Raw genomic sequence first — 14363 nt, 5'->3', positions numbered from 1 at the left:
TGCAGCATGTGGAAGGTTCTGATCGTGGACGACGAGAAGCCGATTCGGCAATGGTTCGAGCACGTTATTCGCCAATGCGGCGACGAATTCGAGATTGCGGGCCTCGCGGCCAACGGGCAAGAGGCGCTGAAGCTGTGCATGTCGACCGCGCCGGATATTGTGATCACGGATATTAAAATGCCGGTCATGGACGGGCTTGAACTGATTGAGCAAGCGAGACGGGTAAACGCGGATATTTCCTTCCTCATTCTGAGCAACTATGACGAGTTTGAATTCGTTCGTCATGGGCTGAGAGTCGGAGTGAAGGATTATTTGCTGAAGGCGGAGACGGACGATCAGGATATTGTGGCTGCATTGCGCAAAATTTCGGAGGATCGAAAGCGCAGGGGAGTTCGACAAGACCGCGAGCAGCCGCAGCTTCGCGACGTTCTGAGTCGGCCGGAGGAATGGCTCTCGCTTGAACTGCTGCAGGGGACGATGCGTTGGGTGATCTGCGGTCTTGACCGGATGGCGCAAGGCAATCTCGGGACGGGCCCCATTCCTTCGACCTCGCTGACGGAAGTGTACCGGAACTGGGCGGAGGCCGCTTTCACTCGGGGGCGTATTCAACTGTTTGTTGACGAGCGAGATGATAGTGTAGCTATGCTGATCGGTTATTCTCACGCGTCGGCTATGCCGTCCGACGTAGAACTGGCAGAGCGGTGCAGAGCTTGGGGCGCGGAGGCTCGTACGAAATACGACTGCACGGTTTCGTTCGGAATCGGCGAGACGTTCTCCTCTTCGTCCGCTCTACACAGCGAGTTTCGGAAAGCGAAACGGGCGTATCGTCTTCAATTCTATACTGGTGAGATGAGCGTTCATCTGGCCAAAGGGAGCGGGGATTTCGGCTTGTCTGAGGATCATGCGGCGGCAGCCGAGATTATGAAGCCGTTAAAATCGGCCGACTTAATGGAGTCGGGCTTAATCAAGCGGGTGCTGCAGGGGCTCGACGAATTCAAAGCGAGACTCGTAGAACCGTCGGAAACGGCGGAGGCCGTCCGTGCCTTCCTGGAACGGATGGAGGGTCAGCTAATAGGGAAAACTGAACGGCGATATGCGGAATCTCCAGATATCTTCTCCGATCTGGAACGGCCATCCTGCTGGCAAGAGCTGAAAGAGGCGGTTCAGCGTCATCTGTCCCGAATGCAGGAAATAGCCTATCGTCATACTTTTGTGTACAGCGAGACGACCAATCGAATTATGGCTTATCTGAGCGAGCACTATGCCGATAAGCTGTCCATGTCGGTGCTGGCGGACCAAGTGCACATGAACGAAAATTATTTGTCCCAGCTGTTCAAAAAAGAGACGGGCAAGACGATTACGCGCTATATGATCGAGGTTCGAATGGAGCAGGCCAAGCGGCTACTGGCCACGATGCGTCATAAGGTCAACCAAGTCGCGTCCGAGGTCGGCTATGCGAGCGAGGCTCATTTCAGCACGGCTTTTAAGACACATTATGGCATTACTCCGTCTCAATACGTCGATTCTCTAAGGCAGCCGATACAAAATCTAAGCGAGCCGCAATGAGCGTTCGCCGCCGGACAAGAGAGCGAGGTTAAACGAAACAAGCTCTAATCGGCTCGTATGGTTCACCGCAAACCTCTCCTTTAACATGTGATTGTAAGCCGTTACAAAACTTAAAGGAGAATCGATATGAACAAAAAAACAGGGTGGCTGTTGACCTCAGTGGTGGCGTTGTCGATGACGTTGAGCGCATGCTCCGGTTCAAGCAACAGCGACCAATTAAGCAAAGGAGACGATTCTGGAAACGGGCAGACGCAGCAGAAGATACTGAAATTCTGGATGCGCGGCTCCGGCCCGAACGAAGCGCTGACGCGCAGCGTCGCCTCCGATATTGCAGCCTTCGAAGCGCAAAATCCCGATATCAAAGTTGAAATCGATTACATTCCCTACGCGGACGTAGAAGCCAAGTGGAACACCGCATTCGCGGGCGGCACGGCGCCGGATTTGTTCGAGGTCGGCATCATCAACATTGCCAGCCGCGCGAATCTGGAGCAGTTTGCTCCCCTTGACGATTTTATTAACGGCTGGGCGGGTAAGGACGACATCATCGACAATATCTACAAGCTGGGCAGCTATAAGGATAAAGTGTACGGAATGGGTTATATGCCTGCCCCTAACGTGTTCGCCTATCGCAAAGATTATTTCGAGGCAGCGGGCCTTGACCCGAACACCCCTCCGAAAAACTGGGAGGAGCTAATGGAATACTCCCAGAAGCTGGCCGTTATCGAAAACGGCAAAGTCGTAAGAGGCGGCTTCGACGTTCCCAAGCAGAACGGCTCGTTCTGGCTGGAAATTTTCGGACATCAGAACGGAAGTGCGGTAGTGGACGAAACGAACGAAATGCCGGTGTTCGATGAGCCGGCCGCGGTGGAAGCGTTGGAGTTCGTCAAGGAGCTGTCGCAGTATTCGATCCCTTACGATGCGCAGAAAGCGGAAACCGTTCCTTTCCGCTTGGGTCAGTCCGCGATGACTTATATTGCGCCCGATTCGATCGGAGAGATGATCAAGAACGACCCGAGCCTGGAAGGCAAAATCGGCGTTGCCAGCAACGTTCCCGGCAAACAGCCGTCTACCTTTAACGGACTTCGCCTGTTCTCGATCGCCAGCACGAGCAAGCAGAAGGACGAGGCGTGGAAGCTGATCGAGTTTTTCCTGAGCAAGGAGCGCGCGGAGCTGAGAATGAAAGAGCTGATGGTTCCGGTCGTTAATAAGTCGTTGTCGGATCGTTTTGTCGAGATGGATCCGGAGATGAACGCAGCCATTATGGAGGCGGTTCAGATCGGAGCCGGCCGGCCGAAGGTCACCTGGTCGCCGCTATTCGAGAAATATTCCAACCAGGGATACGAAGAGGCGTTATTCGGAGTGAAGCCGGTAGAGCAGGCTCTCAAGGACGCCGTTGCCGATCTGAAAAAAGAGATCGGTAAGTAACGGGGCGCCGCCATGCGATACTTTCGAAATAAGAGTGTGTTTACGGACCGCTCCGGTTACTTGTTCATTCTTCCGTTTTACGCATTGTTCGTTTACTTCCTGCTGATTCCGATCGGGGAAGTTATCTATTACAGCTTTACGGATTTTAATCTGTTCTCGGAACGCAAGCTGGTCGGATTCCACAACTTCAATCTGCTTTTGGAAGACCAGGTCTTCCTGAAGGCGATGAGAAACACAGGCGTTTATTTCTTGTTCACCTTGATTCCGACGATGGCGCTTGGCCTCTTGGCTGCGGTGCTGCTGAATACGACGCTGTTCAGAACGTCGTGGGCCCGCGCGCTGGTGTTTATGCCGCATATCGTCTCGATGGTGTCGGTGTCGATGGTGTGGATGTGGCTGTACGATCCGACCTATGGCTTGTTTAACCGAGTTCTGAGCTCGCTGGGCTTCGATACGATGCATTGGCTGATCGATCCGAAGACGGCCATGCCCTCTGTCATCGTGATGAGCATCTGGAAGGGCATCGGGTACAATATGATTATTTTTCTGGCCGGCTTGCAAGGGATACCGAAGGATTATTACGAGGCCGCAGAGGTTGACGGGGCCAGCAAAATCAAGCAGTTCTTGCATATTACCGTACCGCTGCTCGCTCCCGCCACCTTCTTCCTGTTCGTGACCGGCGTCATTAATTCTTTTAACGTATTTGAGCAGATCAATGTGATGACCTCGGGAGGTCCGGTCAATTCGACGACGACGATGGTTCATCAGATTTACTTGAGAGCGTTCACGGAGTTTAAGATGGGCTACGCTTCGGCGCAATCGGTGACGCTGCTGTGCGGAGTCGTGCTGATTACGATTCTGAACTACCGCTTCGGCGGGTCGCGGAAAAAGTATGGAGAGGATTAGGAGGGATGTGCGTTGAAACGGCTGTCTTATCGTAAAATCGCGCTGCTCGCTGCCATCGTGCTCCTGTCCGCGATAGTCGCAATGCCGTTTGTGCTGATGCTGTTAAGCTCGTTCAAGACGATGGCGGAAATTCAGTCTCCCGTGTTTCGAATATTGCCGAATTCGTTCTCGTTCAACAACTACATCGAGGCGATGAATCAAGGCAATTGGAGCCGTTATTTTACCAACTCGCTTGTCATTACCCTGATCACGGTCAGCTTGGGCTTAATCACGATGTCGATGGCGGGGTACGCGTTTGCCAGACTGAATTTCAAAGGAAGAGACCTGCTGTTTTTCTTCTCGCTGATCGGACTGATGATTCCGGAGCAGGTCATTCTCGTACCGGTGTTTATCAAGATCAAGCAATTCCCGTTGTTCGGCGGCAACGATCTGTGGGGAACCGGCGGCGTCGGAATGCTCAACTCCTATCTGGGGCTGATCATTCCGCAGATTGCCCATCCTTTCGGCGTCTTTCTGTTCCGACAGTTTTTCCTGCAGTTTCCGAAGGCGCTTGACGAGGCGGCGAAAATCGACGGCTGCTCCCGCTTGCGGGCGCTGCTCAGAATTTACGTGCCCGCCAGCTTGCCGGTATTCGCGACGGTTGCGCTGCTCAAATCGATCGGTTCCTGGAACCAGTACACTTGGCCGCTCGTCATCACGAACGATAACAGCATGAGAACGGTGCAGTTGGCTTTGAGCATTTTCAAGACGGAATATTCGGTTCAATGGAATTATATTTTGCCGGCGACGACGCTGATCGCGCTGCCTGTGCTGCTTCTATTCTTCTTGCTGCAAAAATACTATGTCAGAGGTATCGTAACCTCCGGCGTCAAAGGGTAATGGAAGGAGGGATCGACGTGAGCGTGAATTCAGCAGCAGATAGACGTCCCAATGTGATTTGGGTATTCGGCGACCAACACCGCGCACAAGCGTTAGGATGCAACGGAGACAGCAATGTGCACACGCCGAACATCGACAATCTGGCGGCCGGGGGCGTCAACTTCAACCGTGCGTTATCCGGGTTTCCGCTGTGCTGTCCCACCAGAGGTTCGCTGTTGACCGGGCGCTATCCGCATCACTGCGTGCCGGGGCATGAACGTCGTCTTCCGGAAGACCAGCCTACGATCGCGAACGTATTTAATGAAGAAGGCTACGAGACGGCGTATTTCGGAAAATGGCATCTGGACGGGTTTCAGGAGAGCGAGGGCCGCGGAGCGTACCATATCGTACCTCCGGAGCGCCGGGGTGGCTTCCGTCGTTGGATCGGATACGAGAACAACAACAGTCCGTGGGATTGCTGGGTGCATGGAGGGGAAGGTGAGGATGTTTTCCACTACAGGCTTCCGGGTTTTGAAACCGACGAGATGACGAACCTGTTCATCGATTATATTCGCGAGCGCGGAGAGGAGCAGAAGGCTGGAGATGCTAATCCCTTCTTCGCCGTTCTGTCCGTACAGGCTCCGCACAATCCTTACATGGCTCCGGAAGCGTTCCGCCGTGAGCATACACCCGGCAACGTCGAGCTAAGGCCGAACGTACCGCCGATTGCCCGGGTCCGGGATGAGGCGCAGGTGAATCTGTCGGGCTATTATGCGATGATCGAGAACCTGGATTGGAATTTGGGACGGATCAGAGAGAGCCTGCGCGAAGCGGGGCTGGATCTGGATACGCACATCGTCTTCTTCAGCGATCATGGCGATATGCACGGCAGTCACGGTCAGTTTCACAAAACAAGCCCCTGGGAGGAAGCGATTCGCGTTCCGTTCATGATCGGTGGGGAAAGGCCGTTCTATGGGCGAATAACCGGCACTTCATCGGCGTTGCTCAACCATGTGGACGTCGCTCCGACGACATTGGGGCTGTGCGGGATTGAGACTCCAGAGTGGATGGAAGGGACGGATTATTCGTCTCATCGGCTGCCGGGGCGCGGGAGAGCAGAAGACGACGAGCCTGACTCCGCCTACCTGCAATCGGTGATCCCGACCGGTCACGGCCACAGCATCGATAAGCCCTGGCGGGGCATCGTCACGAAGGACGGCTGGAAGTTCGTCTGCTTTGAGGGCGTGTCCTGGCTTATGTTTAATCTGAACGAGGACCCGTACGAATTGGCGAATATGGCGCACAACAGCGTGTACGCGGGCAAACGTACCGAGCTGCTCGTCAAGCTTCGCGAATGGATCGAGCGAACCGGGGATTCCTTTGAGTTACCGGAGAATTGAATGAGTATAAGCGCAAGTTTGAGGCTGGATTGCCTTGAACTTGCGTTTTTTTCTGATATATCAGGCTTACATACAGCAGCACCTTGTCTCCATATACGACGGGGCGATTTTAGGCGGAAAACCCGCGCTAATTTTGTCGAAGTAGGAAAATGAGTAAAAATAACGAGGGAAATCCGCTTTAATTTCTTGAAAATGGATAATCGAAGAAAATAAGGAGGAATAACCGCATTAATTTTCCTGAAAATGGAGGGATGCAGGAAATAGGGCGGAATATCCGCTTTAAAAAACTGCTCCTGTTGACCTAATTCTATGAAAAAAGTCGAGTTTTGTTTACATTAGGAGCGAAATCATGTATCCTTGTCGATAATGTCTGAATAAGGCATATATTTCCTAGAGTGGGATAGAGAGAGGTATGGGGAGAAATGAAAAAATCATCTGCTAATCTATTGAAAACGTCGTTGTTTCTGGCTATTCTAGCGTTGGCGCTAAGCGCTTGCGGAGGCAAGGGAGATAAGAACGATGCTTCTCCGTCGGCATCGCCATCCGCATCCGCGACATCGTCCGAATCGCCATCGGCTTCGCCTTCCGAGTCGCCGTCCGCATCTCCGTCGGCAAGTCCGTCCGAATCGCCGTCCGCTGAAGCAAGCCAACCGGCGGCTGAAGGCGTTCCGGCAGGCTACAAATTGTTTGAAGATAAAACTTTCGGCACGACTATTCACTATCCGGAAGATTGGACGCTGCAAGAAAATCTGGTCGGTATCGCGATTTTTCTCGCTCCGCTGGAGGGAGCGGATGATAAATTCGCCGAAAACGTCGGCTTCATCATCGAGGACTTGGGCGGTCAAGCGATTTCCGCAGCCGATTACTTGGAAATCACCAAACAGCAGCTTCCCAACATGCTAGAAGACTTCGAAATCGTAGAAGAAGGCGCTGCGCCTGCGGAAGAAGGTATCGACGGCTCGTATATCATATATAAAGGCACTCAAAACGGCAACGAGCTGAGCTGGCTCCAAACGATAGAGGTAAGCGACGGTAAAGGATACATCATGACTTACACGGCCAGCCGCGACAGCTTTGATAAATATCTTGATCAAGTCGGAGTAATCGCCGATTCTTGGACTGTACACTAAAACGAAATATTCTATTATTAGTGTAACGCTAGCGCGGCCCTCAACGGGTCGCGCTTTTTCCGTAGGCGTACAGGTTGGCCTGCGTTTCCAGCTTGATCGCTTCCTCCCACAAAATAGCCGCGAATGTGCGTCTTTGCAGCTGCTCCAGCCGCTTGCCGGCCAATTCGAACGTAACGCCAAAGTGCAGAGCGATCGTCTCCACAGCTTCGTCAATTCTAGCCGGAAGCTTCAATTTTCGCAGCATGAAGAAAGGGATGGCGGCGTATAAGACGAAACGGTTAGCCTCGGCCTCCTGACCTTCGCAGAACAGCTTGGGCATCACGGTCTGATTGCCCGCATGACGAAGAATATGGCACAGCTCATGCAGAAAGTCCTCCCACTGGGCTTCCCTGCCCAATCTGCGGTCGACCAAAATCGATCTCATCCCCATGTAATCGAGCGCCCGACTCGTATCGTTCATGAAGTGAACCCACACGTCCAGTCGCGAAGCGACCTCCTCGACGTTAAGCTGGGAAGGCGTCAAGATTCCCGATCTGATCCACAAATGCTCGACCCATTGCTCGAACGGAGTCGTTCGGTAATAGTTGTACATGGCTATACCTCGTCTTTTGCGAATGTATGTTCGTGTGTAAGGCGAAAAGAAAAGCCCGTTCGGGCGGTGGTTGATGGCTAATTTTGCGGATCTCCGGGCTTGCGGCCCTTCTCTTTCTCCATAATAAACTCCCAGAAGCGTCTCATCTCTTCCTTGCGTTCCTCGGGAGCGTTCAAATAATCCTTAAAAAATACGCCATGCTCCGGGTTGCTGATAAACTCCTCGAACGCCGGATATTCACGGGGCGCGCGGACCGCATCGATCGCAGCGTTATCGGTGCGTCCGAGCAAATAATCGGTCGTCGTGCGGTAATATTCCGCGAAGCGCGCAAGCATATCCGGGTCCGGCTTGCGATCATCGGATTCGTAACGGGAAAGTTGGACGTTGCTGATGCCGAGTCCTCGGGCCGCATCCAATTGCGTCTTGCCCAGCTTCTCCCGGCGTTCTCGAAGGCGATTACCAAGTGTCATCCCGATCTTCCTTCTTCAATTAGGTTAACTTTATTATATCATCTATTTCCAAAATGGTAAACAGATTGGTTTACCAAAATGGCAAAAATAAGATTGACATTGCCTTAATGGTAAATTATGATGGTTATATCTCCTTAAATGCGAACATAAGTTCTTGTTATTTAGAAGTGGGGAGAAGAGAGATACAATTGGAAGCGACAGTTAGAAGCTCTTCATCTTTTCAGTTTACCAATTTGGCAAAATTATAAAGGGAGTGATTCTATGAAAAGCAACCGTATTACGAATCTTGGAGCGGCGACTTTGGAGAATTACGTAGAGACGAGGCGCCAACTGCTTCGCCAAGCGGACGAGCTGACCGTGCGCATTGCACGGATGGAGCCAATTCGGACGATGGACGAGATGAACGCGCTGCTGGATTTGGATCGGGATCGCGGTTTAGTAATGGAAATGGTCGCGAGCTGCTCCTATGTAATCGAGTGGCTGGAGACGGGAAGAAGGCCGGGCAATCGGCGGGGCATCGAAAGGCGGTCCGGCGCCCAGCGCGAAGTGCCGACCGATCCGGCCCGTCTGCCCTCCGCTTCATTATGGGAGAGGGCGGAGGCGGAGCGTCCCTCCGACGAGGCCGAGCGATTTCGCCTCGAAGCCGCCCTTCGAGGACTGACCGAACGCGAGCGCAGCTGCTACACCTTAGCCCGCGGTGAAACCTTCTCCCATTCGGAGATCGCCGCGATGCTGAACATCAGCAAATCGAGCGTCGGCACCTACATCATCCGCGCTCAACGCAAGGTCGACGGCAACATCGGCAGCATCCACATTCTCGTCGGCTAGGAAGCTTGTCGTACGATTGCCACCTATAGATGAGAGGAACATTTTGAAAGACCAGGAGGTTGAAAACATGGCCATGATCTCTTCTTTCGACAGCCGTGAGGTACTCACATGAGGGCCGGCATTCGAGAGCGGCTGAGTCAGCAGATTCCAACCATCGGAGGGCGCATCTACGAAGCCCACGAATCGGCGGCGACCTTGGACAAGCCTTACATTCTTCTCATCCAAGGAACCGAGTCGGATACCGACTGGACGGGGTACAGCGCTTTGTTCGAATGCTGGCCGAGCGTTTCGCAGCAGTCCGATTTTGCCGATGTGGACGAGCTGGCGAATCTGATTGTAGAAGCGTTGGACGGGCAGGCTCTTGTCGATCCCGTGTCGCAGGTCGAGTTCACATGCCGCTATGAAGGCACAGTCGGCGGAGATAAGGTTGATGCCGATCGGGATGTAATCACTCGGGGGCTTCGGTTCTTGGTAATCGGAGCCCGAGCCGCCGAGGAGACCGTGCAGGACGATTGGTTGGACGCTTTGTGCGACTGGACGCTAAGTACGTTGGGAGATCCAGAATGGCAGGCGTACGGCAACCAGTGGCCGGCGAACTATACGCGTCCTTCCGTCCTCTGGAGATGGGATAGCTTCGAGACGGTTGCGGGCTCCAGGGTTTCTACGGTAGAAGTGCGCAAGAAAGCGATCGGGCACGTGGTTGGTCGATCGCTGAACGAGCAGACGACGACGGTCGCCGCCCTGACGCAAAGCTTGAGCGAGGCTGTAAAAATTCCGCTTAATCCGCTTGAGCGCCGGTTCTTGACCGTAAGCGCGCCGAACGTCGATCTGACGCGGGATGCGGTGACCGAGGGGCAGATTTACGCCACCTTCTCTCGCAAAATCGAACGCTATGCCGAACAAGGCCCGCTGATGCGGGAAGTCAGGATTCAGCCGAATCCAAATTCATAAACGAGGTGGTACACAGATGGCAAACAAGAAGAACCCCGAGGCGGTTTATTCCCGGGACGAACTGATTCATCATGCAGTCGAGCTGTTTCAGGCTAAGCCTGAGGCTGTAATCGGGGCGCTGCACTCTGCAGGCAAAAACGAATTTACCGTCGACGAAGCGAGACGCTTGGTCGGACAATTTCTGAAAGGGAAGGTGCTGTAACATGGCGGGAGGAACTTGGAGCGCGACGGACAAACCGGTATTGCCGGGATTTTATATGACTTTTCAAGCTGCTGCGGCAGCTGCGATTCAACCGGGGGCAAGGGGGACGGCCATCGTTCCGGTGAGGGCGCATTGGGGCCCGGCGAATGAATTTGTGGAGATTTCCAGCGAGGCCGATGCTGCGAAGGCATTCACGCGATCGGAGTCGGACGGCGCAACTGCGTATCGTACCCTTCGATTGGCTCTGCTCGGCGGAGCGAAGAAGGTGATTGCCTATCGTCTAGCGGCAAGCGCCGCGTCTGCGTCTGCACTGACTTTGGCCGATACGGCCGGAACCCCTGCGAATGTGCTGAAGCTGACGGCGAAGTATTTGGGCGCTCGGGGCAACGACTTCAAGGTAACCGTTCAAGCGAATGCGGTTGATGCTGCGAAAAAGGATCTGAAGCTGTTTGAAGGAACGACGCTTCTGCGCACGTTTACATTTGACGGTGATTCGATTCAAGCGGCGGCGGACGCCATCAATGGCGATTCCGGCAACCTGTGGGTCGTAGCCGAGAAGCTGGCCGAGGGTAGCGGTACGTTCGCTAACGTCTCCGGCGTTTCTCTGAGCGGCGGCGACTCGGGCATTTCCGGCGTGGCGAATGCCGACTATTTGGATGCGTTGGCCGCTTTTGAGACGCGGGAGTTTAACGTGATCGCGCTTGACGGATTATCCGACGCGTCTCTTCACGCCAGCGTTGCGGCTTGGGTAAGCCGTTTGCGCAATGAAGGCAAAGGCATTGTTGCGGTTCTCGGCGGCACTGCGGCGGACGATACGGCCGCGGATGCAGTCGCGAAAGCAATCGCTCGCAGCGCTTCGCTGAACCACGAAGGCATCGTGAATGTCGGTACGGGCGCCAAGCTGGGCGACGCGGTATACAGCTCCGCTCAAGTTGCCGCATATGTTGCCGGCTTGATTGCAGGCCAGGGCTTGAGCCAATCTACCACTTACGCGCCGTCTCCGTTCGAGGACGTTACTCGTCGCTGGACGCGGGCAGAGCAGGAGCAGGCGGTTCGCGGCGGCGTTTTCCTGCTTGTTCACGACGGTCGTCTCGTTAAAGCGCTTCGGGGAATCAATAGCCTAGTTACGCTGCGCGAGGGCCAGAACCATCCGTGGAAAAAGATTCGCACAATCCGCGTCATGGACAGCATCAACTCCGACTTGCAGCGGACGGCCGAGGATTCCTACATTGGCAAAGTGAACAACACCGAGGAAGGCCGGCTGGCGCTGATCAGCGCTTGTAAGCAATACATGCAGTCGCTTGCTCAATCGGGCGTCATCGAGGCAGAAGGCTACGACGTATACGTCGATCCGGAGTTTACTCCGGAGCCGGACCAAGTTTTCCTGAAATGGGAAGCTCGTCTGACCGACGTTATGGAACAAATTTTCAGCACGTTCATCGTGCGATAAGGGGGAACGAGGAACATGATGGATCCGACAAGAGCGATTTTGGGTACGTACGGGCAAGTGTTTATCGACGGGGTGTGGCAGACGAACATCAACAAGCTGGAAGCCTCCGTCGAGGTGGAGAAGCGCGAGCTGAAGCTGGCGGGACAGGAATGGACCGTTCATAAGCTCGGCACGAAGAAGGGCACGGGGACGATGAGTGGTTATAAGCTGACCAGCGATATGATCAGCCGCGGCTTCGTGAAGTTTAACATCATTAACAAGCTGTCCGATCCGGAGTCTTACGGCTTCGAGCGCATCGAGCTGATCAACTGCGTTCCCGACAAAATTCAACTGGCGAACTGGACGGCCGGCGAGGAAGTGACGGAGGAGACTGCGTTCACCTTCGAAGGATATCGTCTGCTTGATCCGATCGTGGCCAATTAAGAAGAGGAGGAACGAAAATATGTCTTTGGAACAATTGACGGAAGAACAGATTTTGCAGCGCCTTCTGGGCGCAGATACGCTTCCTGAACGCGCCGTTCGCTTGGAGCGGCTGGACATTCCGGTTAAGCTGCGCGGTCTTACCGGCAAGCAAGTGTTCAGCATTCGCGAGCGCTGCACGGAGCGCAAGGAGAAGCGGGGGCAGACGATTGAGCGTTTGGACGAGGAATTGTTTAACGTATCGTTGATCGCCGCTTCGACCATTTCCCCGAACTGGGGTAATCCGCAGCTGCTGGCCAAGTTTTCTGCCAGCGGACCGGAGGAAGTGATCAAGCGTATTTTGCTGGCCGGCGAAATGTCCGCGCTCGGCGACGTCGTGCTTGATCTGTCCGGCTTCAATACAGAGCTGGAAGACGTAAAAAACTAATCCGATCCGGGGCGCTCGCCGGCATGATTCATGCGTTGTGGGTTCGCCACCACCTGCGCCCCGGACAGTTCTGGAACCTGCCTCGCGGCGAGCAACTGTTCCTGATGGCCAGCATGGAGCTGGAGTGGGAAGCGGAAAGAGCGATGTCGGCGAAGGAAGGAGGATGATGGAATGGCAGGCGAGCAAATTGAAATTATTATAGACGCGAATGGCTTGGCAAGAACGGAACAAGTATTCCGTTCTCTGGACCGATATATGGAGCGGCTGCATGTGCGGGCTTCGCGGCTGGCGCGGATGCAAATCCGCCCTGTCATTCAATTGATCGATCGAGTAACGGAACCGCTGGAGAGAATTAAAAACGCATTACAAGCAATATCTTCTACAGATTGGACACCTTTAATTGAGCTAAATCCCAAGATGGACAGTGCGGTTTTTGCTCTCAAAGGCACGGAGGCCGGGAAGGCTTTTGCGGATAGCTTCTTAGCCGAATTTGACTCGGACAAGCTTGCGGATAAGGTGAAGCAATCTCTTGAAGGCGTTTCCGTAGACGTAAATGTTAATCCATCTGAGAGTAGCGGCAATAGCTTTGGTACGCTTCTCTCAACTATTGTTCTCGGTGCTGCGGGTTCGGGTGTTTGGGCTGGAATTGCGAAATATGGTCCTAGGATAATATCTTCCCTTGGAACTATAGTAACTAAAGGAATAGCCAAGTTTAAACCACCTGTTATAGCGCCACCCCCCTCTAATGGTGGTGTAACTAAAGTGCAACAGAAGAAAATTGACAAAGCAACACGAAAGCAAGGTAGTTCTGGAAAAAAAGAGAGTAAGCGAAAGCAAGGCAGTTCTAAAAGAAGTAATGAAAATAAGAGTGACTCCGGGAAGCGGAATAATGCACAACGAGTTAAGGGGAAAAAAGCGAATACAGCCCGACCCTCAGTGCCAGACGCAAGTAAAGTACCTGAACCTAAAGGTTCGAAGTTTGGAAGAGTTTTGGGTTTGGGGAAGAAGGTGCTGTCCAAATTTGGCGGTGCCAAAGTAAATTCAATCGTAGGCTTATCTGCCGTGAGTAGCTCAGGTATATTAGGCAGCTCTCCGATTGGTAAAGGCACAGCTAAGGCTGCTGGTTCTATCGCTAAAACCGCTCTAAAGATAGGTGGAAAGGCATTTGCTCCGCTTGGTCTAGCCACCAGAGCAATTTCAATCTTCAGTGCCAAACCAGGCAAGGAGAGAAACAAAGCGATTGGCGGCGCACTCGGAGGTTGGGGAGGCGCGGCAGCGGGTGCGGCAGCAGGTGCAGCGATCGGCTCAGTCATACCTGGTATAGGTACTGCAATTGGAGGGGTGGTTGGAGGAGCGATCGGCGGACTTAGCGGATCGGCAGTGGGTGAGAAGATTGGAGAGCTTGCTACAAAGGCTTCTGACACAATTAAAGATATGGGCGGTAAGCTTAAAGGTTTCTTCTTTGGAAGCAAGAAAAAGGAGAAGGAACCGAACCCGGTGGCCTTGCCTACTCCTGCTCCGGTGTATTCGGTAGGATCCTCTCAACCGACTAGCGTCCCTACTTCTGTGCCGATTAGCGTAAATGTTCCATATGGTGCGATACAGATTACTGTGAATAGCGCAGATATCGATTATGAGCAGATTTCTAATAGAATCGGGGGGCAACTGGCCTCCTCCATTCAACAAGCCGTGGAGAACAGAGTTTGATTTTATTACCGGTTTTATGAGAAAGGGGGAA

General features: G+C 53.5%; 16 protein-coding genes. 14 read left to right on the top strand and 2 right to left on the bottom strand.

What is annotated here, in order from left to right; genetic code table 11:
- Window positions 1–6: 6 nt before the first annotated feature.
- The 6 genes from J4772_RS30140 to J4772_RS30115 all read left to right on the top strand — a co-directional run bounded on the left by J4772_RS30140 (window position 7) and on the right by J4772_RS30115 (window position 7285).
- On the top strand, window positions 7–1566 hold the full coding sequence (locus J4772_RS30140; RefSeq protein WP_209072725.1) for a helix-turn-helix domain-containing protein: 1560 nt from the start codon (window positions 7–9) through the stop codon (window positions 1564–1566).
- Window positions 1567–1692: 126 nt separating this feature from the next.
- Window positions 1693–2991 carry an ABC transporter substrate-binding protein gene (locus J4772_RS30135; RefSeq protein ID WP_209072724.1) on the top strand — a complete coding sequence of 433 codons (1299 nt, stop codon included), beginning with the start codon at window positions 1693–1695 and terminating at the stop codon, window positions 2989–2991.
- 12 nt (window positions 2992–3003) lie between these two features.
- Window positions 3004–3897, top strand: a complete 894-nt coding sequence (locus tag J4772_RS30130) for a carbohydrate ABC transporter permease (protein ID WP_209072723.1) — start codon at window positions 3004–3006, stop codon at window positions 3895–3897.
- A gap of 12 nt (window positions 3898–3909) precedes the next feature.
- Window positions 3910–4776 carry a carbohydrate ABC transporter permease gene (locus tag J4772_RS30125; RefSeq protein WP_246017009.1) on the top strand — a complete coding sequence of 289 codons (867 nt, stop codon included), beginning with the start codon at window positions 3910–3912 and terminating at the stop codon, window positions 4774–4776.
- A 17-nt stretch (window positions 4777–4793) separates the two neighbouring features.
- Window positions 4794–6155, top strand: a complete 1362-nt coding sequence (locus tag J4772_RS30120) for a sulfatase family protein (RefSeq protein WP_209072722.1) — start codon at window positions 4794–4796, stop codon at window positions 6153–6155.
- 422 nt (window positions 6156–6577) lie between these two features.
- Window positions 6578–7285 carry a DcrB/PsbP domain-containing protein gene (locus J4772_RS30115; protein WP_209072721.1) on the top strand — a complete coding sequence of 236 codons (708 nt, stop codon included), beginning with the start codon at window positions 6578–6580 and terminating at the stop codon, window positions 7283–7285.
- Window positions 7286–7325: 40 nt separating this feature from the next.
- Here the strand turns inward: J4772_RS30115 and J4772_RS30110 are convergent, their stop codons facing one another.
- Both J4772_RS30110 and J4772_RS30105 read right to left on the bottom strand, forming a co-directional pair.
- On the bottom strand, window positions 7326–7877 hold the full coding sequence (locus J4772_RS30110; RefSeq protein ID WP_209072720.1) for an ImmA/IrrE family metallo-endopeptidase: 552 nt from the start codon (window positions 7875–7877) through the stop codon (window positions 7326–7328).
- 77 nt (window positions 7878–7954) lie between these two features.
- Complete coding sequence (locus J4772_RS30105) at window positions 7955–8347, bottom strand: helix-turn-helix domain-containing protein (protein WP_116059734.1); 393 nt, start codon at window positions 8345–8347, stop codon at window positions 7955–7957.
- Between the two features lie 261 nt (window positions 8348–8608).
- Here J4772_RS30105 and J4772_RS30100 point away from each other — a divergent pair, with 261 nt between their 5' ends.
- The 8 genes from J4772_RS30100 to J4772_RS30065 all read left to right on the top strand — a co-directional run bounded on the left by J4772_RS30100 (window position 8609) and on the right by J4772_RS30065 (window position 14332).
- Complete coding sequence (locus J4772_RS30100) at window positions 8609–9175, top strand: sigma factor-like helix-turn-helix DNA-binding protein (RefSeq protein ID WP_209072719.1); 567 nt, start codon at window positions 8609–8611, stop codon at window positions 9173–9175.
- A gap of 108 nt (window positions 9176–9283) precedes the next feature.
- Window positions 9284–10126: a hypothetical protein gene (locus J4772_RS30095; RefSeq protein WP_209072718.1), complete on the top strand. Its 843-nt coding sequence runs from the start codon at window positions 9284–9286 to the stop codon at window positions 10124–10126.
- Between the two features lie 16 nt (window positions 10127–10142).
- Window positions 10143–10328 carry a YqzN/YkzM domain-containing protein gene (locus J4772_RS30090; protein WP_116059737.1) on the top strand — a complete coding sequence of 62 codons (186 nt, stop codon included), beginning with the start codon at window positions 10143–10145 and terminating at the stop codon, window positions 10326–10328.
- Window position 10329: 1 nt separating this feature from the next.
- Window positions 10330–11778: a phage tail sheath family protein gene (locus J4772_RS30085; RefSeq protein ID WP_209072717.1), complete on the top strand. Its 1449-nt coding sequence runs from the start codon at window positions 10330–10332 to the stop codon at window positions 11776–11778.
- 15 nt (window positions 11779–11793) lie between these two features.
- Complete coding sequence (locus J4772_RS30080; protein WP_116059739.1) at window positions 11794–12201, top strand: phage tail tube protein; 408 nt, start codon at window positions 11794–11796, stop codon at window positions 12199–12201.
- Between the two features lie 19 nt (window positions 12202–12220).
- Window positions 12221–12625 carry a phage tail assembly chaperone gene (locus J4772_RS30075; protein ID WP_209072716.1) on the top strand — a complete coding sequence of 135 codons (405 nt, stop codon included), beginning with the start codon at window positions 12221–12223 and terminating at the stop codon, window positions 12623–12625.
- Window positions 12626–12648: 23 nt separating this feature from the next.
- Window positions 12649–12792, top strand: coding sequence for a hypothetical protein (locus J4772_RS30070; protein ID WP_181917514.1), 144 nt, complete (start codon window positions 12649–12651; stop codon window positions 12790–12792).
- Window positions 12793–12796: 4 nt separating this feature from the next.
- Window positions 12797–14332, top strand: a complete 1536-nt coding sequence (locus J4772_RS30065; protein ID WP_209072715.1) for a hypothetical protein — start codon at window positions 12797–12799, stop codon at window positions 14330–14332.
- Window positions 14333–14363 lie beyond the last annotated feature (31 nt).

The organism is Cohnella sp. LGH, from assembly GCF_017671885.1.
Taxonomy (GTDB): Bacteria; Bacillota; Bacilli; order Paenibacillales; family Paenibacillaceae; genus Cohnella; species Cohnella phaseoli.
Note: the sequence above shows the minus strand (reverse complement) of the source record. Positions and strands in the feature narration are given on the sequence as shown.

Bases quoted from the DNA above. Each gene is read 5' to 3' on its own strand.
- J4772_RS30140 (WP_209072725.1), top strand. From the start codon at position 7: ATGTGGAAGGTTCTGATCGTGGACGACGAGAAGCCGATTCGGCAATGG.
- J4772_RS30135 (WP_209072724.1), top strand. From the start codon at position 1,693: ATGAACAAAAAAACAGGGTGGCTGTTGACCTCAGTGGTGGCGTTGTCG.
- J4772_RS30130 (WP_209072723.1), top strand. From the start codon at position 3,004: ATGCGATACTTTCGAAATAAGAGTGTGTTTACGGACCGCTCCGGTTAC.
- J4772_RS30115 (WP_209072721.1), top strand. From the start codon at position 6,578: ATGAAAAAATCATCTGCTAATCTATTGAAAACGTCGTTGTTTCTGGCT.
- J4772_RS30110 (WP_209072720.1), bottom strand. From the start codon at position 7,877: ATGTACAACTATTACCGAACGACTCCGTTCGAGCAATGGGTCGAGCAT.
- J4772_RS30105 (WP_116059734.1), bottom strand. From the start codon at position 8,347: ATGACACTTGGTAATCGCCTTCGAGAACGCCGGGAGAAGCTGGGCAAG.
- J4772_RS30100 (WP_209072719.1), top strand. From the start codon at position 8,609: ATGAAAAGCAACCGTATTACGAATCTTGGAGCGGCGACTTTGGAGAAT.
- J4772_RS30095 (WP_209072718.1), top strand. From the start codon at position 9,284: ATGAGGGCCGGCATTCGAGAGCGGCTGAGTCAGCAGATTCCAACCATC.
- J4772_RS30090 (WP_116059737.1), top strand. From the start codon at position 10,143: ATGGCAAACAAGAAGAACCCCGAGGCGGTTTATTCCCGGGACGAACTG.
- J4772_RS30085 (WP_209072717.1), top strand. From the start codon at position 10,330: ATGGCGGGAGGAACTTGGAGCGCGACGGACAAACCGGTATTGCCGGGA.
- J4772_RS30080 (WP_116059739.1), top strand. From the start codon at position 11,794: ATGATGGATCCGACAAGAGCGATTTTGGGTACGTACGGGCAAGTGTTT.
- J4772_RS30075 (WP_209072716.1), top strand. From the start codon at position 12,221: ATGTCTTTGGAACAATTGACGGAAGAACAGATTTTGCAGCGCCTTCTG.
- J4772_RS30070 (WP_181917514.1), top strand. From the start codon at position 12,649: ATGATTCATGCGTTGTGGGTTCGCCACCACCTGCGCCCCGGACAGTTC.
- J4772_RS30065 (WP_209072715.1), top strand. From the start codon at position 12,797: ATGGCAGGCGAGCAAATTGAAATTATTATAGACGCGAATGGCTTGGCA.